The sequence below is a fragment of the Pseudomonas sp. Au-Pse12 genome (assembly GCF_021341665.1).
Taxonomy (GTDB): Bacteria; Pseudomonadota; Gammaproteobacteria; order Pseudomonadales; family Pseudomonadaceae; genus Aquipseudomonas.
The window spans coordinates 312,654-334,421 of record NZ_JAJTTH010000003.1; the positions used below are offsets into that span (position 1 = coordinate 312,654).

Genomic DNA, 21,768 nt, shown 5'->3' on the forward strand with positions numbered 1-21,768 from the left:
CTACCAACGAAAACGCAGCTGCGCCTGAGGCGTCGGCGCAACAGCCGGCGCGCCACCCTCAGCAGCCTGCACCGGGGCTTGCGGGGCAAGGGCTTCGCCAGCGGGAATTTCTTGCAGCTTGGCCAGCGCCAGTTGCGCCCGCAATTGCTCGGCACTGCCATTGACCCGATAGATGATCCGATCACCCTCGACGCTCTGCAGTTGCGCGCCAAAAGGCTCGAGCAAATGCCCCAATGCCGCGTAGTGCTCCAGGGTCATACCCTGCACTTCCAGCAATTGCTCGCTGGAGACACCCGGGCGCGTGACAAAGCGCGGCGCCAGACGCTGGCTCACCGCCAGCAACACCGCATCGGCCAGCGCTGCCGTATCGGCACCCTGGACAGTGCCCTGCTCTTTCTGATCGCCGAGCCACAGCCGCCACTTGGCCTGCCATTGGCCGGCCTCTTCACGGGCGTGCACCGCCAACAACGCATCAGCGCCATAACGCTCCGAGGCTTCACGCAGTGGCGCCGGGTCGGAACCTTCCAGATTCGGCGCAGTGGCAACAATCTGCTCGTCCAGGTCCCCCAGCGGCAGACGCAAGGGCAGGCCACGGTGTTGAGCCGCACGCCGCAAAGGCGCGGCGCTGGCCTGACCATCCCCCACCAGGCTTGAGCCTTCCGTGGAATCGCTCAGCCACCAGCCCAGGATCGACGGCCGGTTACTGCCCCACAGCGACAACCCCGCCTGACGCAATGCACGATCGGTGGTCACAGGATCGAAGTCCACTTGCAGGCTTTCCGGCGGGCCGGCGTCGTAGCCGTACTGGCTGATGATCTGCTGCGGGTCCTTGCGGATTGCCGCCAGCCCCGGCCCCTGCGCCGCCTTGGCGTCGCCGGTGAGGCGCAGCACCAGGGTTTCCAGGGCACGCTGCGTGGCCTGATCGCGTTCTTCGGGCGATTGGCTGGCCACCGGTTCGCGCACTTGATACAGGCCATTGAGGGTTTCGGCATGACTCGCCAGGCTGAACAATGACAAACAGCCCACAAACAGAAATTTACCCAGACGCATGGAAGATTCCCAACGACAAAAAACGATTGAAACAGCGCGCATGAACCACTGCGAGCAAGGCTGTGACCACAAGCCCCGGTAAAACATTCACCCGATACCCGACAGTTTTCGCGCTGTCATAACGATAGCCACTTGAGCGCTATACCTTATACAGGCATGGGCAAGAGCACCAACACAGCCGATCGTGGTTTTTTTAGGCGGATATGCCTCTACCCGTCGGCCCGAGGATGGCCGCTGCCCCTCAAGCCTGATAAAATCGCGCGCCTTCGCAGACCGGCATCAGCTGGGCATCCTGAAACACTTTCCCAGTGCTCGGGCAGGCTCTCTGATTCGGTCGATACCCCTGAATCCCCCCTAAAGGCCTGGATCATGAGCAAGCAACCCTCCCTGAGCTACAAAGACGCCGGTGTAGACATCGACGCCGGTGAAGCATTGGTCGAACGCATCAAGAGCGTCGCCAAGCGCACTGCGCGCCCGGAAGTCATGGGCGGCCTGGGCGGTTTCGGCGCCCTCTGCGAAATCCCGGCCGGCTACAAGCAACCTGTGCTGGTTTCCGGCACCGACGGCGTCGGCACCAAGCTGCGCCTGGCCCTGAACCTGAACAAGCACGACAGCATCGGCATCGACCTGGTGGCCATGTGCGTCAACGACCTGGTGGTCTGCGGTGCCGAGCCTCTGTTCTTCCTCGACTACTACGCCACCGGCAAGCTCAACGTCGACACCGCCGCCCAGGTAGTGACCGGCATCGGTGCCGGCTGCGAACTGTCCGGCTGCTCGCTGGTCGGCGGTGAAACCGCTGAAATGCCCGGCATGTACGAAGGCGAAGACTACGACCTGGCCGGCTTCTGCGTCGGCGTGGTGGAAAAGGCCGAAATCATCGACGGCTCGAAAGTGGCCGCAGGCGATGCGTTGCTGGCCCTGCCGTCCTCCGGCCCGCACTCCAACGGCTACTCGCTGATCCGCAAGATCATCGAAGTCGCCGGCGCCGACATCGAAAGCATCCAGCTGGACGGCAAGCCACTGACCGACCTGCTGATGGCCCCGACCCGCATCTACGTCAAGCCGCTGCTGAAGCTGATCAAGGACACCGGCGCGGTCAAGGCCATGGCTCACATCACCGGTGGTGGCCTGCTGGACAACATCCCGCGCGTCCTGCCCAAAGGCGCCCAGGCGGTGGTCGACGTGGCGAGCTGGAAACGCCCGGCGGTCTTCGACTGGCTGCAAGAGCAAGGCAACGTCGACGAACACGAAATGCACCGCGTTCTGAACTGCGGCGTGGGCATGGTCATCTGCGTGGCTCAGGATCAGGTTGAAAATGCCCTGAACGTTCTGCGCGAAGCGGGCGAGCAGCCTTGGGTCATCGGCCAGATCGCCACCGCAGCCGAAGGCGCGGCCCAGGTCGAGCTGAAGAACCTCAAGGCTCACTGATGCAAGAGCGGATGTCGCCGACCTGTGATGTTGTGGTGCTGCTGTCCGGCACCGGCAGTAACCTGCAAGCCCTGATCGACAACGCGCGCACCGACGACAGTCCGGTGCGCATCGCTGCCGTGATCTCTAACCGCGCTGACGCCTATGGGCTGCAGCGCGCCAAGGATGCGGGCATCGCAACCCGCTTCCTCGATCACACCACCTTCGAAGGCCGCGAGGCCTTCGATCAGGGGCTGATCGAATTGATCGACACCTTCCAACCCAAACTGGTGGTCCTGGCCGGCTTCATGCGCATTCTCAGCGCTGGATTCGTCCGTCACTACCAGGGCCGCCTGCTGAATATTCACCCTTCGCTGCTCCCCAAATACAAAGGGTTACACACTCATCAGCGGGCGCTGGAAGCCGGAGATACGGAGCATGGCTGCAGCGTGCACTTCGTGACCGAGGAACTCGATGGCGGCCCTCTGGTCGTACAGGCTGTGATCCCGGTAGAGTTGCACGACTCGCCGCAGAGCCTGGCGCAGCGAGTACACGTCCAGGAACACCGGATTTACCCCATGGCCGTACGCTGGTTTGCCGAAGGTCGACTGACGCTCGGCGATCAGGGTGCTTTACTGGATGGTCAATTACTGGCCGCCAGCGGCTATTTGATTCGAACCTAGGAGATTTTATGCGTCGCGCCCTGCTCTTCGCTTGCGCTCTGTTCGCCCTGCCGGCTGTGCAGGCGGCAGACCTTCACCCGTTCTCCGCCAGCTACACCGCCGACTGGAAGCAACTGCCCATGAGCGGTACGGCTGAACGCAGCCTGGAAAAAACCGCCAATGGCGTGTGGAAGCTCAGCTTCAAGGCATCGATGATGATCGCCAGCCTGAGCGAGGAAAGCACCCTGACCCTGGACAAGGACACCCTGGTGCCCCAGTCCTATCGCTTCGAGCGGGGCGGCCTGGGCAAAGCCAAGAAAGCCGATCTGGATTTCGACTGGAACGCCAAGATGGTCACCGGCACCGACCGTGGCGATGCGGTCAAGCTGCCACTGAATACCGGCATGGTGGATAAATCCACCTACCAACTGGCGCTGCAGCACGATGTGGCAGCCGGCAAGAAGACCATGAGCTACCAAGTGGTCGACGGCGGTGAAGTCGATACATACGATTTCCGTGTCCTGGGCTCGGAAAAAGTCGACACCAAGGCAGGCCAGATCGATGCGATGAAGGTCGAGCGCGTCCGCGACCCGACACAAAGCAAACGCATCACCGTGATGTGGTTCGCCAAGGACTGGGACTACCTGCTGGTGCGCTTGCAACAAGTTGAAACCGACGGCAAGGAGTACAACATCATGCTCCTCAACGGCACCGTCGACGGCAAGACAGTCAAGGGCAACTAAGCCGCAGCACAATCGAAGCCTCGCGAAAGCGGGGCTTTTTTTTGCCCGGAATTTCACTCCACGCCCGCCTGCCAGACGCCCGGGCAAGCCTTTCAAGATGAAACTTTTGTCATGAAACTTCGCCAGCCGCGGCAAAATGTCACGGTTTACGCGGGCTGCAGGATTGTCTTCGATTCTGCAAAGGTTTGTTGCAGGCTCAAGCAATTTACTTAGCAAGCTAACAAAATATATAACGAAGTCCTGCACACGCCTTGCTGCAGATCAACAGAGATTGGAGCTAGCAGATGACTGTAAAAGTAACTGAACGCGACGATTCACATATGTCCCATGAAGGCGTAGCCGCGGGTGTACGTATCTGGGATGTACATCAACAAGACATGCTGGTGGGGATGTTCCACTCCGAGAGCGATGCCCACAGCTACAAGGCCGAACTGGAAAAACTCGAGCAGAACCGCGCTCCGCAGAGCTCCTGAATCGACCTCAGCACAGGAGCGCCGGGATCTCCACGCGGACCCCGCCCTCCCCCCCATAAACGACAAACCCCGCCATGAGCGGGGTTTGTCGTTAGCGGATGCTTACCACATCAGATCGTCAGGGATCTGGTAGGCCGCGTACGGATCATCTTCATCCGGCGCCTCGGTCGGCGTATTGAGCTGCACGATACGGCGCGGGTCGCGCTCCTGGATCTTCAGCGCCGCTTCCCGCGGGATCACCTCATAGCCGCCACCGTGGTGGACAATCGCCAGGGAACCGCTGCTGAGCTTGTTGCGCATCAGGGTGTTCACCGACAGGCGCTTGACCTTCTTGTCGTCGACGAAGTTGTAGTAGTCCTCGGTGTTCAGCTTGGGCAGGCGCGAGACTTCGATCAGTTGCTTGATCTGCGCCGCACGGGCCTTCTGCTCGGCCTTCTCCTGCTGCTGACGGTTGAGCTCCTGGTCACGCTTGACCTTTTCAGCCATGGCTTCCTGAGCCGCGCGTTGCTGGGAGTCATCAAGTTCGATCTGGCCTTTATGCGCCAGACGCTGCTGCTTCTGCTTGTCTTTGCTGACCTGCTTGGCCTGCTTTTGGTTGACCAGCCCTGCTTTGAGCAACTGGTCGCGAAGGGAAAGGCTCATGGTGCTTACTCACTTAGGCAACGGCCTCAGCCGCAGCTGGGCAAATTCTTTTCCTGACGTTTGGCTTCGCCCCACAGGGCATCCAACTCTTCGAGGGTGCAATCTTCCATGGGACGGGCGGTGTCGCGCAATGCCTGCTCGATAAATCGGAAGCGTCGGTCAAACTTGGCGTTGGCACCGCGCAAGGCGGTTTCCGGGTCTACCTTGAGATGCCTGGCCAGGTTGACCACGACAAACAGCAAGTCACCGATTTCATCGGTGATCGCCGCTGTATCGTTGTCGGCCATGGCTTCCAGCACCTCATCCAGCTCTTCGCGAACCTTGTCCACCACCGGCAGGGCTTCCGGCCAGTCGAAGCCGACCTGAGCCGCGCGCTTCTGCAACTTGGCGGCGCGGGACAAAGCCGGCAAGGCCACCGGCACATCATCGAGCAGCGACAACTGCTGCGGGGCAGCGGATTTCTCCGCGCGCTCCTCGGCCTTGATCTGCTCCCAGCGCTCCTTGACCTGCTCTTCATCGAGCCGCGGGATATCCAGCGGCGCATACAGATCCCCGGTGGGAAACACGTGGGGATGCCGACGGATCAACTTGCGCGTGATGCCGTCCACCACCGCGTCGAACTCGAAACGCCCTTCTTCCCGGGCCAGCTGGCTGTAATACACCACCTGGAACAGCAGGTCCCCCAGTTCGCCCTGCAAGTGGTCGAAGTCGCCGCGCTCGATGGCGTCGGCCACTTCATAGGCCTCTTCCAGGGTATGGGGGACGATGCTCGCGTAGTTCTGCTTGATATCCCAGGGGCAGCCGTACTGCGGGTCGCGCAGGCGCGCCATGAGGTGGAGCAGGTCTTCAAGGCTGTGCATCAGTTCATCCATTTCATACAGGCATCAGGGGGTCCGGTTGCGCCGGGTCTCGATGATGTTCGGCAATTGGGAAATTCGCCCCAGCAGGCGACCCAACGCGTCCAGCCCCGGAATCTCGATGGTCAGGGACATCAACGCGGTGTTGTCCTCCTTGTTCGAGCGGGTGTTGACCGCCAGCACGTTGATCCGCTCGTTGAGCAGCACCTGGGACACGTCACGCAGCAGGCCGGAACGGTCGTAGGCGCGGATGATGATGTCCACCGGATAGGTGAGCACCGGCACCGGCCCCCAGCTGACCTGGATGATCCGCTCCGGCTCGCGCCCGGCCAGTTGCAGCACCGAGGCACAGTCCTGGCGGTGAATGCTCACGCCACGGCCCTGGGTGATGTAACCGACGATCGCATCCCCCGGCAGTGGCTGGCAGCAACCGGCCATCTGGGTCATCAGGTTGCCCACGCCCTGGATCTGGATGTCGCCGCGCTTGCCTGGCTTGTAGCCGGCGGCCTTGCGTGGAATCAGCTCCAGCTGCTCGTTGCCGCGCTCCGGCTCCACCAGTTGCTGGGCCAGGTTGACCAGTTGCGCCAGGCGCAGGTCACCCGCGCCCAGGGCGGCGAACATGTCCTCGGCGGTCTTCATGTTGGCCTTGTCCGCCAGCTTGTCGAAGTCCACCTGAGGCAAGTCGAGACGGCTCAGTTCGCGCTCCAGCAAGGTCTTGCCAGCGGCCACGTTCTGATCGCGAGCCTGCAGCTTGAACCAGTGGACGATCTTCGCCCGCGCCCGCGACGTGGTGACGTAGCCCAGGTTCGGGTTCAGCCAGTCACGGCTCGGCGTACCGTGCTTGCTGGTGATGATCTCCACCTGCTCGCCGGTCTGCAGGCTGTAGTTGAGCGGCACGATGCGCCCGTTGATCTTCGCGCCCCGGCAGTTGTGACCGATCTCGGTGTGCACCCGGTAAGCGAAGTCCAGCGGCGTGGCGCCCTTGGGCAGGTCGATGGCGTGGCCGTCGGGGGTGAAGATGTAGACCCGGTCCGGCTCGATATCGACCCGCAACTGTTCGGCCAGGCCGCCGATGTCCCCCAGCTCTTCGTGCCATTCCAGCACTTGGCGCAGCCAGGAGATTTTCTCTTCGTAATGGTTGGAGCCGGACTTGACGTCGGTGCCCTTGTATTTCCAGTGGGCGCAAACCCCCAGCTCCGCTTCCTCGTGCATCGCGTGGGTACGGATCTGCACTTCCAGCACCTTGCCCTCGGGGCCGATCACCGCGGTGTGCAGCGAGCGGTAGCCATTCTCCTTGGGGTTGGCGATGTAGTCGTCGAACTCTTTGGGGATGTGCCGCCACAAGGTGTGCACGATGCCCAGCGCGGTGTAGCAGTCGCGCATTTCCGGCACCAGTACCCGCACCGCGCGCACATCGTAGATCTGGCTGAACTCCAGGCCTTTGCGCTGCATTTTGCGCCAGATGGAATAGATGTGCTTGGCCCGCCCACTGATGTCGGCGTTGACCCCGGTGGCCTTCAGTTCGTTCTGCAGCTGGTTCATCACGTCGCTGATGAAGCGCTCGCGATCCAGGCGCCGCTCGTGCAGGAGCTTGGCGATCTGCTTGTATTGCTCAGGCTCCAGGTAACGGAAGGACAGGTCCTCCAGCTCCCACTTGATATGGCCGATGCCCAGGCGGTGAGCCAGCGGCGCATAGATGTCGAAGACCTCGCGGGCGACCCGGTTGCGCTTCTCTTCGTCGGCGCTTTTCACCGCACGAATGGCGCAGGTCCGCTCGGCCAGCTTGATCAGTGCCACACGCACGTCATCGACCATGGCCACCAGCATCTTGCGCAGGTTCTCCACCTGCGCCTGAGTGCCGAGCACCAGGGATTGACGAGGGCTGAGGCTGGCCGTGATGGCGGCCATGCGCAGCACGCCATCGATCAGCTTGGCCACCACCGGACCAAAACGCTGGCTGACCGCCGGCAACTGGATCTGGCCCTCGCGGACGCCACGGTAGAGGACCGCAGCGACCAGGGAATCCTGGTCCAGCTTGAGATCGGCAAGGATCTCCGCGATCTCCAGGCCCGTGCTGAAACTCGACACGTCCTCGGCGCTCAGCCCCTTGGCGGCAATGTGTTTTAGCTCGGCCTCGCGAGCAAACTCGCAGGCTTCTTTCAAGGCTTCACGGTCCAGTGCCATGTCGACGCTGACCGTATGATCGAGCCATGCCTCGAGATTGATACTGCCGTCGGTGTTGATCGGCTGGTGCGCTCTCACCTGTACCATCTTGCTTTACCTTCCCTACGACGCACATTCAATGCGTCAAATCGCTGACCTTCAACGCTCAGCTGTGGCTCGCAGGGCCAGCGAACCACAGCTGAAAGATCAGTCGGATTAGACAAGCCATCCTAGCTCGCTTCGAATAACGCCATGGCCTCGACATGCGCCGTCTGAGGAAACATATCGAGGATCCCGGCACGTTTTAACCTGTAGCCCTGCTTGATCAGTTCGACCGTGTCACGGGCCAAAGTTGCCGGATTGCATGACACATAAACCAACCGCTTGGCACCCAGGCTCGCCAAGTGGCGAACCACCTCGAAAGCACCGTCGCGGGGCGGGTCCAAGAGTACCGCAGAAAAGCCTTCATTCGCCCACTGGGCAGCACCCAGAGGTTGGGATAAATCGGCTTGAAAAAAGCGCGTGTTATGCAAATTGTTGCTGGCGGCATTGTCAGCGGCACGCGCCACCATGGTCGCCACACCTTCCACCGCCACCACTTCCCGGGCCTGCCTGGCCAGTGGCAGGGCAAAGTTGCCAAGGCCGCAAAACAGATCCAGCACCCGCTCATCGGCTTGCGGCGCCAGCCACTCCAGGGCCTGGGCCACCATGGCTTCGTTGACCCCGGCGTTGACCTGGACGAAATCCCCCGGCCGATAGGCCAAGTGCAAGTCCCAGGACGCCAGGCGATAGCCCAGGGCCTGTGACGGATCAACCGGTTGCGGCTCGCCTTCACCGTGCAACCACAGCTGCGCCTGATGGAAATCGCAGAAATCCTTGAGGATCGCCAGGTCGCCTTCAGACAGCGGGGCCATGTGCCGCAACAGCACAGCCAGGGCCGAACCACTGAACAACTCGACATGCCCCAGCGCCTGAGGCTTGCTCAAGCGCCGCAGCATCGCCGGCAAGCGACTCATGATCGGTTGCAAGGCCTGTACCAGCACCGGACAGTCGTCGATGGCGACGATGTCCTGGCTACCGCCCGCCCGAAAGCCGACCTCAAGCTGCTTGCCCTTGGCGTCCCAGCGCACCGCCACCCGGGCGCGGCGCCGATAACCGAACTCCGGGCCACTCAGGGGCGCGGCCCAGGCTTCGGGCTCGACACCCGCGACCTTGGACAACTGCTCGGCGAGCATGCGCTGTTTCAGGGCAAGCTGTTCGTCACGGGGGAGATGCTGGACGCTGCAGCCGCCGCAACGCCCGGCGTGGGCACAGGCCGCCGGACGACGCAGCTCGCTGGCGCTGAAGATCCGCTCGGCACGGGCTTCCACCACTTTGCCGTGGGTGCCCAGCACTCGCGCCTCGACCTCTTCACCGGCCAGGGCGCCACTGACGAACCAGGTACGCCCCTCAAGAAAAGCGATACCGCGCCCATCGTTGGCCAGGCGCTGGATGTTCAAGCGCTGTTTCTTGCCCAGGGGAATCTGCGGGGCCCGGCTGCCGCCCGCAGGCTGGAAGCGCAGGCCTCTCTCGTGCTTAGCCATCAGTTGGGCGCATCGAAAATGCCGGTCGACAAGTAACGATCGCCACGGTCACAGATGATCGCGACCATGACCGCGTTTTCCACTTCCCGGGACAGGCGCAGCATCGCTGCCACCGCACCGCCGGAAGACACGCCGCAGAAGATGCCTTCTTCACGGGCCAGGCGCCGGGTCACGTCTTCGGCTTCGCTCTGGGCCATGTCGACAATGCGATCGACCCGGCTGGCCTGGTAGATCTTCGGCAGGTATTGCTCGGGCCAGCGGCGGATGCCGGGAATGGCCGAGCCTTCCATGGGTTGCAGACCCACGATCTGCACCGCCGGGTTCTGCTCTTTCAGGTAGCGCGAGGTGCCCATGATGGTGCCAGTGGTGCCCATCGAGCTGATGAAGTGGGTGATGCTGCCCTGGGTCTGGCGCCAGATTTCCGGACCGGTGCCGGTGTAGTGGGCCTCGGGGTTGTCGCCGTTGGCGAACTGGTCGAGCACCTTGCCACGGCCTTCGGCTTGCATCCGCTCGGCCAGGTCACGAGCACCTTCCATGCCCTCTTCCTGGCTGACCAGGATCAGCTCGGCGCCATAGGCGGTCATCGCCGCCTTGCGCTCGGCGCTGGAGTTGTCGGGCATGATCAGGATCATCTTGTAGCCCTTGATCGCCGCGGCCATGGCCAGGGCGATGCCGGTATTGCCCGAGGTCGCTTCGATCAGGGTATCGCCGGCCTGGATCTGCCCGCGCAGTTCGGCGCGGGTGATCATCGACAGTGCCGGGCGGTCCTTGACCGAACCCGCCGGGTTATTGCCCTCGAGCTTGAGCAGCAAGGTATTGCTGGTGGCGCCAGGCAGGCGCTGCAAACGAACCAGCGGGGTGTTGCCGACGCAATCGGCGATGGTGGGGTACTGCAAGGTCATGGCGTATTCGCAATCCAGACTGCGGGGGCGCCTATCATACCGGCAAACGTCCGAGCGCCATATCACGCAAAGTGCGGGCCTTATGGCTTATTGGCATAAGGCGTCAAACCGCAGGATTCAGGCCGCCAGCAGGCGTAAATGGATGCGCAAGCCCTGGGCCCGGTTCTGCGCCCACAATTGCCCGCCCTGGCGCCTGACCGCATTGCGGGCAATGCTCAGGCCCAAGCCGAATCCACCATCTCCCGGCCGTGATCCGTCCAGGCGGATGAAGGGGTCGAAGATCCGCTCCAGCTCTTGCTCCGCCACCCCTGGCCCCTGGTCATCCAGCCACAGGTGCCAGTATTGGCCGTCGCGCCGGCCACCCAGGCAGACCCGGGCACCGGCAGGTGAGTGGCGGATGGCATTGCGCAGGATGTTTTCCAGGGCTTGGGCCAGGTTGTTGAGGTGCCCGCGCACCCAGCAATCGGCGCCCAGTTCACAGCGCAACTGCTCCGCGGACCAGCCGCTTTCGAAACAGGCGTTCTCGCTGAGCATCTCCCACAACGCCTGGACCTGGATCTGTTCCTCCGGCAAGGGCGCCCGCTCGGTGTCCAGCCAGGCCAATTGCAGGCTGTCTTCCACCAGGCGCTGCATGCCATCGACTTCCCGGGCCAGCCGCTCACGCAATGCGGCAAGGTCCTGCTCCCCCTCACAGGCCACCCGCAGGCGGCTCAGCGGAGTACGCAACTCGTGGGACAGATCGCGCAGCAACTGCTGCTGCACGGCCACGGTGCTCTGCAAGCGCTCGGACATCTGATCGAATGCCCGCCCCAACTCGCCCAGCTCGTCCCGGCGCTGGGTGGTCTCGCTGGACAGCCGCGCATTCAACTGCTCTGCCCGCCAGGCGTTGGCCTGCTCACGCAACTGGTTCAGCGGCACCACCAGCAAGCGGTACAGGCCGACACACAGCAGCAGAGTGAACAACCCCGGAATCACGGCATTGGTCATCACCTGCCAGAACACCCGGTAGCGTCCCGGCATGAATCGCGGTGGTAACTCGATGACCAGGCTGCCCAGGGACGCGTCTTCGGGAAAAGGCACTTTCAACCACGGCAGGCCACGGCTGTGCCGGCTTACCGGCCAGTCCGCGCCACGCAGGAAAGTCAGGTGCTGGGCCTCGGCCGGCGTCAACGGGTAGCTGCTCAGGGATTGCAGGTCGCTGCCGATGACCCCGATCCAGGTTTTCTCGCGGCTGGCGATCTGCTGGATCCAGGCATCGACACCGGCGTTCTGGCCATGCTTCCAGGCCTGCTCGGCCTCGCGCGCATAGCTGCCCAGGGTGGCTCTGGCTTCATCCGAGAGATAGAGGTTCTTCTGCTCCACATAGCGCCCCCAGGACCAGCTCAGCCAGATCATCAGCAAGCAGAAAGCGACCAGTAGGCACGCCAGCTTCCAGAACAGCGAGTGGCGCCCGGGCAGCTCAGGCCAGTTCATCGAAGGCGCTCAGCACATACCCCTTGCCCCACACGGTGCGCAACTCGCGCTCGCCGTAGCCCAGTGCCTTGAGCTTGCGGCGGATCTGACTGACATGCATGTCCAGGCTGCGATCATGAGCCGCGTAGCCGCGTTGCAGCACGTGCTGATAAAGGAAGGCTTTGCTCAGTACCTCGTCGGCGTTGCGGTGCAAGGTTTCCAGCAGGCGGTATTCGCTGCGGGTCAAGCCGGCCCATTGCCCGGCGAAGTAGACATCGCACAGCTCATCGTCAAAACGCAGGCTCTGGACCAGGCTGCTGGGCGCCGGCGGTGTCGGTCGCCGATCCAGGGCGACCCGGCGCAGGATGGCTTCGATGCGCACTCGCAACTCGGCCATGCTGAATGGCTTGGGCAGATAGTCGTCGGCGCCCAGGCGGAAACCGCTGATACGGTCGGCTTCCGCGCCCAGGGCCGACATCAGCAGTACCGGCGTGGAATGGCTCTGGCGCAAGTGCGTGAGCACCTCCAGGCCGTCCATGCCCGGCAGCAGAATGTCCATCAGCACCACATCGAAAGGCCGTTGCCGGGCGAGCCCCAGGCCCTCCCGACCGTTCTGGCACCAGGTCACGGCAAAGCCACAGCGCTCCAGTTGTTCGTGCACATAGGCGCCGAGCACAGGGTCGTCTTCGATGGTCAGGATGCGTGGCGCGTCAACAGATACGGGAGTCATTGGCTTCTGCAAGTGATTCTCAGTTGGGCGATTATTCAAGATTGCCCGGATCGCGGCAACCAATGCCTTGGTCGCAGCCTGACGGCCGGCATTCCAGCCGCCGACTGCCAGGGCGCAATTTGCCAAGATCAGCCCCCGGCAAATCGTTACACTGCGCAGGTGGCGCATCACGGACGTGCCCGTGGACCTTTCAAAACAGCGTGGAAGCAGGAGAGTTGCGTGCTCAAGAAACTGGGAATCAAAGGCCGCGTACTGTTGCTGACCTTGTTGCCCACCAGCCTCATGGCCCTGGTGCTGGGCGGCTATTTCACCTGGATGCAGCTCTCGGACCTGCAGACCCAGTTACTGCAGCGCGGGGAGATGATCGCCGAGCAACTGGCCTCGCTGGTGGCCCCGGCGATGGGCAACCATAACGCCCAGATGCTCGAACGCATCGCCACCCAGGCGCTGGAACAACAGGACGTGCGCGCCGTATCCTTCCTCGCCCCCGACCGCACCCTCATGGCTCATGCCGGGCCCAGCATGCTCAATCCGGCCCCTTCCGGTAACGGCACGCACATGCTGCAACGCAGTGGCAGCGACGCGACCCGCTATCAATTGCCGGTCTTCGGCCGGCACCGCAACCTGGCCGGCGACCTGATTCCCGATGAGTCCGACCGGCTGCTGGGCTGGGTGGAACTGGAGCTGTCCCACAGCGGCATGCTATTGCGCGGCTACCGCAGCCTGTTCGCCAGCCTGCTGTTGATCGCCGCCGGGCTGGCCGGCACGGCGCTGTTGGCGGTGCGCATGGGCCGCACCATCAACAACCCGCTGACCCAGATCAAGCAGGCCGTGGCGCAACTCAAGGACGGCAACCTGGAAACCCGCCTGCCGCCCCTGGGCAGCCACGAGCTGGATGAACTGGCCTCGGGCATCAACCGCATGGCCAGCACCCTGCAGAATGCCCAGGAAGAATTGCAGCACAGCATCGACCAGGCCACCGAAGACGTGCGCCAGAACCTGGAAACCATCGAGATCCAGAACATCGAACTGGACCTGGCGCGCAAGGAAGCCCTGGAAGCCAGCCGGATCAAGTCGGAGTTCCTGGCCAACATGAGCCATGAGATCCGCACACCGCTCAACGGCATCCTCGGCTTCACCCACCTGTTGCAGAAAAGCGAGCTGACGCCGCGCCAGCTGGATTACCTGGGCACCATCGAAAAATCCGCCGACAGCCTGCTGGGGATCATCAACGAGATCCTCGACTTCTCGAAAATCGAAGCCGGCAAACTGGTGCTCGACAGCATCCCGTTCAACCTGCGGGACTTGCTCCAGGACACCCTGACCATCCTGGCCCCGGCCGCCCACGCCAAGCAGTTGGAACTGGTGAGCCTGGTCTACCGCGATACGCCGTTGTCGCTGGTCGGTGACCCGCTGCGGCTCAAGCAGATCCTGACCAATCTGGTCAGCAACGCCATCAAGTTCACCCGCGAAGGCACCATCGTTGCCCGGGCCATGCTGGAAGAAGAGCACGAAGACAGCGTGCAACTGCGTATCAGCATCCAGGACACCGGCATTGGCCTGTCGAACCAGGACGTGCGCGCCCTGTTCCAGGCCTTCAGCCAGGCCGACAACTCGCTGTCGCGACAACCCGGCGGCACCGGCCTGGGGCTGGTGATTTCCAAGCGCCTGATCGAGCAGATGGGCGGCGAGATCGGGGTCGACAGCACGCCCGGCGAAGGCTCGGAGTTCTGGATCAGCCTCAACCTGCCCAAAACCCGCGATGACGCCGAGGACCTGCCCGGCCCGCCGCTGCTCGGGCGACGCGTGGCGGTGCTGGAAAACCACGAGCTGGCACGCCAGGCCTTGCAACATCAGTTGGAGGACTGCGGCCTGGAGGTGACCCCGTTCAACACCCTGGAAGCCCTGACCAATGGCATTACCGGGGTGCACCAGAGCGACCAGGCGATTGACCTGGCAGTATTGGGCATCACCAGTAACGACATGTCGCCGGAACGTCTGAGCCAACATATCTGGGACCTGGAACACCTGGGCTGCAAGGTTCTGGTGCTGTGCCCGACCACCGAACAGACGCTGTTCCAGCTGTCGGTGCCCAACCCCCACAGCCAGTTGCAAGCCAAGCCGGCGTGCACCCGCAAGCTGCGCCGGGCCCTGTCCGACCTGGTGACTCCACGCCGCGCCCGCAGCGAACCGGAAGAAACCCTCTCCAGCCGCGCGCCGCGAGTCCTGTGTGTCGATGACAACCCGGCCAACCTGCTGCTGATCCAGACCTTGCTGGAAGACATGGGCGCCAAGGTCCTGGCCGTGGATAACGGTTACGCCGCGCTGAACGCGATCCAGACCGAACCCTTCGACCTGGTGATGATGGACGTGCAGATGCCCGGCATGGACGGCCGGCAAAGCACCGAGGCGATCCGCCAATGGGAAAGCGAACGACACGGCACGCCGCTGCCCATCGTCGCCCTCACCGCCCATGCCATGGCCAACGAAAAACGCGCCTTGCTGCAAAGCGGCATGGACGATTACCTGACCAAGCCCATCAGCGAACGGCAACTGGCTCAAGTGGTGCTGAAATGGACCGGACTGGCCTTGCGCAATCAGGGCCCGGAGCGGGCCAGCGACCGCCCTGAACTGGGCCTGGAATTGCAGGTACTGGACCAGGACGAAGGCCTGCGCCTGGCTGCCGGCAAGGCGGATCTGGCGGCGGACATGCTGGCCATGTTGCTGGCGTCCCTGGATGCCGACCGCGAAGCCATCAAGGCCGCGCGAGCCGCCAACGACCAGAACGCCCTGATCGAACGGGTCCATCGCCTGCACGGCGCCACCCGCTACTGCGGAGTCCCGCAATTGCGCGCTGCCTGCCAGCGCAGCGAAACCCTGCTCAAGCAGGAAGACAGCAAGGCCCTTGCCGCCCTGGATGAACTGGACCACGCCATCGGCCGCCTCGCCACCGAAGCGCGGATCAACGCCTGACCCAGGGCAAGACCTGCCCGGCGCCCAGCCCGCATGCTGGGCGCCCCGAACAAGGATGCAGCCATGCGTACGATTCTTTTCAGCAGCCAGAACTATGACCGTGAAAGTTTTCTCGGCGCCAACCTGCCAGCGGGCATCGAACTGCAATTCCAGGCCGCCCGACTGAGCCTGGACACCGCGGCCCTGGCCGAACGTCATGAAGTGGTCTGTGCCTTTATCAACGACGACCTCAGCGCCCCGGTGCTGGAACAACTGGCGGCCGGTGGCACCCGGCTGATTGCCCTGCGCTCGGCCGGCTACAACCACGTCGACCTGCCGGCTGCGCAGCGCCTGGGCCTGGACGTGGTGCGGGTTCCGGCCTACTCCCCACATGCCGTGGCCGAACATGCCGTGGCCCTGATCCTGGCACTCAATCGCCGCCTGCACCGAGCCTACAACCGCACCCGTGAAGGTGACTTCACCCTGCACGGCCTGACCGGCTTCGACCTGGTGGGCAAGACCGTGGGCATTGTCGGCACCGGGCAGATAGGCGCCACCTTCGCCCGGATCATGGCGGGTTTTGGCTGCCAGCTACTGGCTTACGACCCCTTCCCCAATCCGGCCGTCGAAGCCCTCGGTGCCCGGTACCTGGAGCTGCCGGAGCTGCTGGCCCAGTCGCAGATCATCAGCCTGCACTGCCCGCTCACCGAGCACAGTCGCTACCTGATCAACCAGCAGAGCCTGGCTCACATGCAGCCCGGGGCAATGCTGATCAACACCGGGCGCGGCGGCCTGGTGGATACCCCGGCCCTGATCGAAGCGCTGAAAAGCGGCCAACTGGGCTACCTGGGGCTGGATGTCTATGAGGAGGAAGCGCAACTGTTCTTCGAGGACCGCTCCGACCTGCCCTTGCAGGATGACGTGCTGGCGCGGCTGCTGACCTTTCCCAACGTGATCGTCACCGCGCACCAGGCCTTCCTCACCCGCGAAGCGCTGGCCGCCATTGCCGACACCACCTTGCACAACATCGCCAGCTGGGCCGCAGGCCAGCCGCAGAATCGGGTCCACGGCTGAAATTCCCGTCGCGGGCTGATCGAAGGTCACCTGCCCGCAACCTGCGGCGCAGGGGCCCGTGCTAGCATACGCGGCAGATTTGGAGGACCCATGGTCGAACACGATTTCCGCTACAACCTGATGAACCCGCAACACACCCTCATCGAATGCCGCGCCCTGGTGCCAGGCCGCTATCAAGTCACCGGCAACGGTGGTTCGATCCGTACCGACGATGTGCTTCTGGTCACCCTCAAGGGCAGCAAGGACTTGTCCATGCGCCTGACCGTGGACACCGTGCGCCACCTGATCAACCCGGTTGGCCAGTGGGTCGCCGTGGCGCGTGGCCCGGTATTCGGCGAACTGGCGATTCACCAGTGGCAGGTCAACTGCGACAGCTGCGACGCCACTCTCGACTTCGAATTCGCGGTGGATGCCAAGCTGGGCAACAAGGCCCAGAAGCCAGCCGCCAGCGCGCGGATCGCCGAACTTGGCTGGCGCAGCGAGGGTGAGCAGCACCGCTGCCCGAAATGCCAGCAGGCCGGCCAATGAAACGCCTGATGCTGACCGTGGCACTGGGGGCCGGCCTGCTGGGCTGCGCCGCCGAGCCGCTGAAGCTGCAGCAGGATCGCAGCTATGTCCTGGAATGGATCGGCGAACGTCCGCTGATCGACTACAGCCACTTGACCATCACCCTGGGTGAGGATGGCCGCGCCTACGGCAATGGCGGCTGCAACCACTGGTTCGCGCCTTATTCCCTGGACGGCGAAAAGCTCAGCTTCGGCAAGGTCGGCAGCACCCGCAAGCTCTGCGCCCCCGCCTTGATGGAACAGGAACGTCGCTTCCTCCAGGCCCTGGAAAACGTCGAACGCTGGGATGTCTCGCCGATCGAACAAGTGCGCTTCTGGCCTGCCGAAGGCAAGCCGTTGCGCTGGTGGCTGGAAGAAGGCTGATATTTCGGTAGCCACTGCCGAGACTGCGAACAGGAACACCAGGGTGTTCCTGGCGCTTCACATCCCAGCGCCCCTTCGGGACGTGCCCGCGGCAGCGGCTACAGCCCCTCATCAATGCCCGCGCAGGGCCTGCAGTTTCGCCAGTACGCCTGCGGCAGTCTGCTCACCCATCATCTGCTCACGCACCTTGCCCTTGTCGTCAATGATGTAGGTCACCGGCAGCGCCTCGCTGCGTGGCAGCTCGAAGCGCTCCGCGGGGTTCTGCGCCAGGACGGTGAACGTGATCCCCAGTTTCTCGCTGGCGCTCTTGAGCTCTTCCCCCTGCACATTGTCGAAATTGACCCCCAGCACGGTCGCCGCCTGGCCCTTGAGCTGCTCGTTCAGGGCGTTCAATTCAGGGATCTCGGTACGGCAAGGCCCGCACCACTCGGCCCAGTAATTCAGCACCAGCCACTGCTTGTCGATACGCTCGGCAGCGACTTTCTGGCCATATTGGTCGACCCCATAGTCGCTGCCACAGCCGCCCAGCAGCAGGGTTGTAATGATCGCCAATGCCGCTGCCAATTGCCTTGCCATGCGCTGTTTCCTGTGTTGAAAGATGTCTTGAATAACGCTGCCGACCCTGGGTCGCTGCGACCTATCGACTCCCAAGGTTCAGGAGAGCCCGTCGCGCGGGTAGAATAGCCGCCACCTTACGCAAGATGCGACCCGCACATGACCGATCTGACGCTTTATCACAACCCGCGCTGCTCGAAATCCCGCGGTGCGCTGGAACTCCTGGAACAACGCGGCCTGGCCCCGACCGTGGTCCGCTACCTGGAAACCCCGCTGGACGCCAGCCAACTGCGCAGCCTGCTGGCCAAGCTCGGCCTCAGCGCACGCCAACTGCTGCGCACCGGCGAGGACGAGTACAAGAGCCTCAACCTGGCCGACCAGAGCCTCAGCGAAGAGCAACTGATCGCCGCCATCGCCGAGCACCCGAAACTCATGGAACGTCCCATTCTCGAAGCCGGTGACAAGGCCATCATCGGCCGGCCTCCGGAAAATGTGCTGGAGATCCTGCCTTGAGCACGCCCTATATCCTGGTCCTGTATTACAGCCGCAACGGCTCGACCAACGAGATGGCCCGGCAGATTGCCCGCGGTGTCGAACAGGCCGGCCTGGAAGCCCGCCTGCGCACCGTCCCGGGGATCTCCACCGAGTGCGAAGCCGTGGCCCCGAGCATCCCCGACAGCGGAGCCCTGTACGCCAGCCTCGACGATCTGCAGCATTGCTCGGGCCTGGCCCTGGGCAGCCCGACCCGCTTCGGCAACATGGCCGCGCCCCTGAAGTATTTTCTCGACGGCACCAGCAACCTCTGGCTGACCGGCGCCCTGGTGGGCAAGCCCGCCGGCGTGTTCACCTCCACCGCCAGCCTGCATGGCGGCCAGGAGGCGACCCTGCTGTCGATGATGCTGCCGCTGCTGCACCACGGCATGTTGATCACCGGCCTGCCCTACAGCGAATCGGCCTTGCTGGAAACCCGTGGCGGCGGTACGCCCTACGGCGCCAGCCACCATGCCGGCGCAGACGGCAAGAGCCCGCTGGACGAGCATGAGATTGCGCTGTGCCGGGCCCTGGGCCTGCGGCTGGCGAAGACCGCCCTGCGACTGGAGAACGGCCGTGGCTAAGAAGCCGAAGATCCTGCCCCCGGTGGAATGGCTGGAACCCCGGGTGCGCCTGGCCCGGATCATCAGCCTGATCTGTTTCTTCGGCCTGGTGGGCCTGCTGTGCGGGTATTACCTGCTGGTGGCCGACCTGCACGGTGCCCGGCCCTGGGTGATCCTGCTGATCGAACTGGTACCGCTGCTGTTGATGGCGCCAGGCATGCTCAGCGGCAGTGCCCGCGGGCATTCGTGGATGTGCTTCGTGGTCAACCTGTACTTCATCAAGGGCGCGCTGGCCGCCTACGATCCGAACCGCCAGCTGTTTGGCCTGCTGGAGATGTTCGCCAGCCTGGCCGTATTCACCTCGGCGCTGCTCTATGTGCGCTGGCGCTTCCAGCTCAATCGCAGGCTCGCCGGCGAAGGCGCCAGCCCGGCCTGAAGCGGGCACAAGTTCCCCGGCCCCGGGGAACTTGTATCGCCGCCAACGACCCCAACCCTGGTCAACGACTCTCTGACCGCCCCTCCAGGAGCAGGCATGCACGATTACAAATGGCTGAATGAATACTGTCTCAACCGCTTCGGCTCCGCTGCGGCCCTGGAAGCCCAGCTGCCGACACCGGCCAGCAACGACTACCTGCGCTCCCTGAGTGCCGATCGCTACTTGTCGACCCTGGCCCTGCGGGTTTTCCGCGCGGGGCTGAAACACAGCCTGGTGGACGCCAAGTGGCCAGCGTTCGAAGAAGTGTTCTTTGGCTTCGACCCGGACAAAGTGGTGCTGATGGGCGCCGAGCATCTGGAACGGCTGATGCAGGACACCCGGATCATCCGGCACCTGGGCAAGCTCAAGAGCGTCCCGCGCAACGCGCAGATGATCCTCGATGTTGAAAAGCAGCACACCAGCTTCGGTGCCTTCATCGCCGACTGGCCGGTCCAGGACATCACCGGGCTGTGGCAGTACCTGGCCAAGCACGGCAACCAGATGGGCGGGCTGTCGGCCCCACGCTTCTTGCGCATGGTCGGCAAGGACACCTTCATTCCAACCTGGGATGTGGTTGCGGCCCTGAATGCCCAGGGCATCGTCGACAAGGTTCCCAGCAGCAAACGCGACCAGGCCCTGGTGCAAGAGGTGTTCAACCAGTGGCAGGCCGAAAGTGGCAGGCCGTTGTGCCAGCTTTCAGCCATGCTTGCCTACACCGTCAATCACTGAGCCTCCTCCACTCCCCTCCCAGGCCAACCCGTGGTTCCCCGGATACCGGCTGGCAGCAGCCCCCCCTGCGCCAGCCGGCAGCTGACAGAACGCTGAACTAAAACGCGGTTTTTCCACACGCGGTTTTTTCTCAGCTACAGTTCTACCGGGTTGTCATAGCGATAAGAACAGCGCCACCCAGTAACTGCCGGAGCGGTCTGCAACGACCGGCTCCAAGCCTGTAACAGCGCATTTTCAATACCCAAGACCTGAGCAGTAACCATCTGCTCTTAAACAGGCAGGTGCGCGCCATTCGTTTTTTTCACATTGCTTTCACCATTCGCCCACCTGGCTTTCTTTAACTTGCCTGCGGTGGCTGCACGGGAAGCGGCGTGCGTGTCGATCTATTACAAGACACTGGTTCCAACCCGAATTTAAAAATCCTCGAACAATATATTCAGGTAATCGATGTGGCCAACATTGTGCAAACCGCCTCGCCAGCCAAAAGCGCCAGACTGCGACGCCGTACAAAGCTCCTGCTCAGCTTTATCGCCGTTGCCATGACGATCCTGGTCAGCGGCTTTGTCCTGTGGCCTGCCACCCCCCAAGACCTGGCCGAGGACCACCAGATGCTCAAGAGCGGCGTCTATCGTCACTGGCAAGCGGGCGAAGTGATTGCCCTGGTTCGCCATGCCGAGCGCTGCGACCGCTCCGCCAACCCCTGCCTGGGCCCCGCAGACGGCATCACACAACTTGGCAGCGTTACCGCAAGCGCCCTGGGCCAGGCATTTCGTCGCATCGGCATGCAACACACCGACGTCATCAGCAGCCCCATGACCCGCACCTTGCAAACCACGCAGTACATGTTCAATCAAGCCTTCCAGCAGCAGGAATGGCTGGTCACCTGCGGCAGCAGCCTGGAGAGCGACATCAAGGCTCACAAGCTCCAGGGGCGCAACCTGATCCTGGTCACCCACAGCGGTTGCATCAGCGATCTGGAAAAACGCCTGGGCTTCGCCCACGCTCTGGCCAGCGAGTACACCAGCTCACTGTTCTTGACTTTGAACGCGGATGGAAAGATGCAAGTACTGGGAATCGTGAATGCGAAGAACTGGCCGCAGGTACTTAAAGATGCGCCGGAAAATCTGTAACTATTTTTAACAACACAACAATAGAATTCATTAAGCAAACAGACAGAATAAACGCCCATCAATTAGTTGACTTTATCGGGCTTTGTACTAATAGCAATTAGGTCTTAATTATAAAACCAGCTGAAAAGCCCTCTGCCAGGCAGAGGAAAAACATAGGACTTCCCGA

Annotated in this window: 22 protein-coding genes; 13 read left to right on the forward strand and 9 right to left on the reverse strand. The window is 62.9% G+C overall.

The features are described from left to right. Positions 1–1,050, reverse strand: coding sequence for a DUF2066 domain-containing protein (locus LXM55_RS09775; RefSeq protein WP_233320198.1), 1,050 nt, complete (start codon positions 1,048–1,050; stop codon positions 1–3). Positions 1,051–1,419: 369 nt separating this feature from the next. On the opposite strand from LXM55_RS09775, the gene purM reads away from it, so the two are divergent. From purM to LXM55_RS09795, 4 genes are all read left to right on the forward strand, one after another. After that, positions 1,420–2,478, forward strand: a complete 1,059-nt coding sequence (gene purM / locus LXM55_RS09780) for a phosphoribosylformylglycinamidine cyclo-ligase (protein ID WP_233320199.1) — start codon at positions 1,420–1,422, stop codon at positions 2,476–2,478. Between the two features lie 11 nt (positions 2,479–2,489). After that, on the forward strand, positions 2,490–3,140 hold the full coding sequence (purN, locus tag LXM55_RS09785; RefSeq protein WP_233320510.1) for a phosphoribosylglycinamide formyltransferase: 651 nt from the start codon (positions 2,490–2,492) through the stop codon (positions 3,138–3,140). A gap of 8 nt (positions 3,141–3,148) precedes the next feature. Continuing rightward, entirely contained in the window at positions 3,149–3,862 is a 714-nt protein-coding gene (locus LXM55_RS09790; RefSeq protein WP_233320200.1) for a DUF3108 domain-containing protein, read from the forward strand. A 284-nt stretch (positions 3,863–4,146) separates the two neighbouring features. Continuing rightward, positions 4,147–4,335 carry a hypothetical protein gene (locus LXM55_RS09795; protein WP_011062706.1) on the forward strand — a complete coding sequence of 63 codons (189 nt, stop codon included), beginning with the start codon at positions 4,147–4,149 and terminating at the stop codon, positions 4,333–4,335. A gap of 102 nt (positions 4,336–4,437) precedes the next feature. On the opposite strand, the gene LXM55_RS09800 is transcribed toward LXM55_RS09795, so the two are convergent. The 7 genes from LXM55_RS09800 to LXM55_RS09830 all read right to left on the reverse strand — a co-directional run bounded on the left by LXM55_RS09800 (position 4,438) and on the right by LXM55_RS09830 (position 12,664). Then, positions 4,438–4,977 (reverse strand): DUF2058 domain-containing protein, encoded by a 540-nt coding sequence (locus LXM55_RS09800; protein ID WP_060840548.1) that lies wholly within the window; start codon positions 4,975–4,977, stop codon positions 4,438–4,440. A 26-nt stretch (positions 4,978–5,003) separates the two neighbouring features. Then, positions 5,004–5,837, reverse strand: a complete 834-nt coding sequence (gene mazG / locus LXM55_RS09805; RefSeq protein ID WP_233320201.1) for a nucleoside triphosphate pyrophosphohydrolase — start codon at positions 5,835–5,837, stop codon at positions 5,004–5,006. Positions 5,838–5,861: 24 nt separating this feature from the next. Then, the gene (gene relA, locus LXM55_RS09810; RefSeq protein WP_233320202.1) at positions 5,862–8,105 is read right to left on the reverse strand and encodes a GTP diphosphokinase; all 2,244 of its coding nucleotides are present in this window, start codon (positions 8,103–8,105) and stop codon (positions 5,862–5,864) included. Between the two features lie 122 nt (positions 8,106–8,227). Then, positions 8,228–9,580: a 23S rRNA (uracil(1939)-C(5))-methyltransferase RlmD gene (rlmD, locus tag LXM55_RS09815; protein WP_233320203.1), complete on the reverse strand. Its 1,353-nt coding sequence runs from the start codon at positions 9,578–9,580 to the stop codon at positions 8,228–8,230. After that, a complete protein-coding gene (cysM, locus tag LXM55_RS09820) occupies positions 9,580–10,482 on the reverse strand; it encodes a cysteine synthase CysM (RefSeq protein ID WP_233320204.1) in 903 nt (300 codons plus the stop codon). Before cysM ends, rlmD begins: the two co-directional genes overlap by 1 nt. A gap of 117 nt (positions 10,483–10,599) precedes the next feature. Further along, positions 10,600–11,955 (reverse strand): sensor histidine kinase, encoded by a 1,356-nt coding sequence (locus LXM55_RS09825; protein WP_233320205.1) that lies wholly within the window; start codon positions 11,953–11,955, stop codon positions 10,600–10,602. After that, the gene (locus LXM55_RS09830; RefSeq protein WP_233320206.1) at positions 11,942–12,664 is read right to left on the reverse strand and encodes a response regulator transcription factor; all 723 of its coding nucleotides are present in this window, start codon (positions 12,662–12,664) and stop codon (positions 11,942–11,944) included. Before LXM55_RS09830 ends, LXM55_RS09825 begins: the two co-directional genes overlap by 14 nt. Before the next feature lie 219 nt (positions 12,665–12,883). Here LXM55_RS09830 and LXM55_RS09835 point away from each other — a divergent pair, with 219 nt between their 5' ends. The 4 genes from LXM55_RS09835 (at position 12,884) to LXM55_RS09850 (ending at position 17,619) form a co-directional block, all read left to right on the forward strand. Next, entirely contained in the window at positions 12,884–15,637 is a 2,754-nt protein-coding gene (locus LXM55_RS09835) for a response regulator (RefSeq protein ID WP_233320207.1), read from the forward strand. A 63-nt stretch (positions 15,638–15,700) separates the two neighbouring features. Next, positions 15,701–16,690, forward strand: coding sequence for a 2-hydroxyacid dehydrogenase (locus tag LXM55_RS09840; RefSeq protein WP_233320208.1), 990 nt, complete (start codon positions 15,701–15,703; stop codon positions 16,688–16,690). Between the two features lie 90 nt (positions 16,691–16,780). Next, on the forward strand, positions 16,781–17,218 hold the full coding sequence (locus LXM55_RS09845) for a hypothetical protein (RefSeq protein WP_233320209.1): 438 nt from the start codon (positions 16,781–16,783) through the stop codon (positions 17,216–17,218). Then, on the forward strand, positions 17,215–17,619 hold the full coding sequence (locus LXM55_RS09850; protein WP_233320210.1) for an META domain-containing protein: 405 nt from the start codon (positions 17,215–17,217) through the stop codon (positions 17,617–17,619). The genes LXM55_RS09845 and LXM55_RS09850 overlap by 4 nt, the downstream gene beginning before the upstream one ends. Positions 17,620–17,730: 111 nt before the next feature. Here the strand turns inward: LXM55_RS09850 and LXM55_RS09855 are convergent, their stop codons facing one another. Then, positions 17,731–18,195, reverse strand: a complete 465-nt coding sequence (locus LXM55_RS09855; RefSeq protein WP_233320211.1) for a TlpA disulfide reductase family protein — start codon at positions 18,193–18,195, stop codon at positions 17,731–17,733. A gap of 138 nt (positions 18,196–18,333) precedes the next feature. Between LXM55_RS09855 and arsC the strand changes: the two genes are divergently transcribed. The 5 genes from arsC to LXM55_RS09880 all read left to right on the forward strand — a co-directional run bounded on the left by arsC (position 18,334) and on the right by LXM55_RS09880 (position 21,602). Then, positions 18,334–18,687 (forward strand): arsenate reductase (glutaredoxin), encoded by a 354-nt coding sequence (gene arsC / locus LXM55_RS09860; RefSeq protein ID WP_233320212.1) that lies wholly within the window; start codon positions 18,334–18,336, stop codon positions 18,685–18,687. Further along, positions 18,684–19,289, forward strand: a complete 606-nt coding sequence (wrbA, locus tag LXM55_RS09865; protein WP_233320213.1) for an NAD(P)H:quinone oxidoreductase — start codon at positions 18,684–18,686, stop codon at positions 19,287–19,289. Before arsC ends, wrbA begins: the two co-directional genes overlap by 4 nt. Beyond that, on the forward strand, positions 19,282–19,704 hold the full coding sequence (locus tag LXM55_RS09870; RefSeq protein WP_233320214.1) for a DUF2069 domain-containing protein: 423 nt from the start codon (positions 19,282–19,284) through the stop codon (positions 19,702–19,704). Before wrbA ends, LXM55_RS09870 begins: the two co-directional genes overlap by 8 nt. Positions 19,705–19,800: 96 nt before the next feature. Next, positions 19,801–20,472, forward strand: coding sequence for a DNA-3-methyladenine glycosylase I (locus LXM55_RS09875; protein ID WP_233320215.1), 672 nt, complete (start codon positions 19,801–19,803; stop codon positions 20,470–20,472). A gap of 371 nt (positions 20,473–20,843) precedes the next feature. Further along, entirely contained in the window at positions 20,844–21,602 is a 759-nt protein-coding gene (locus LXM55_RS09880) for a histidine phosphatase family protein (protein ID WP_442799751.1), read from the forward strand. Positions 21,603–21,768: the final 166 nt, after the last annotated feature.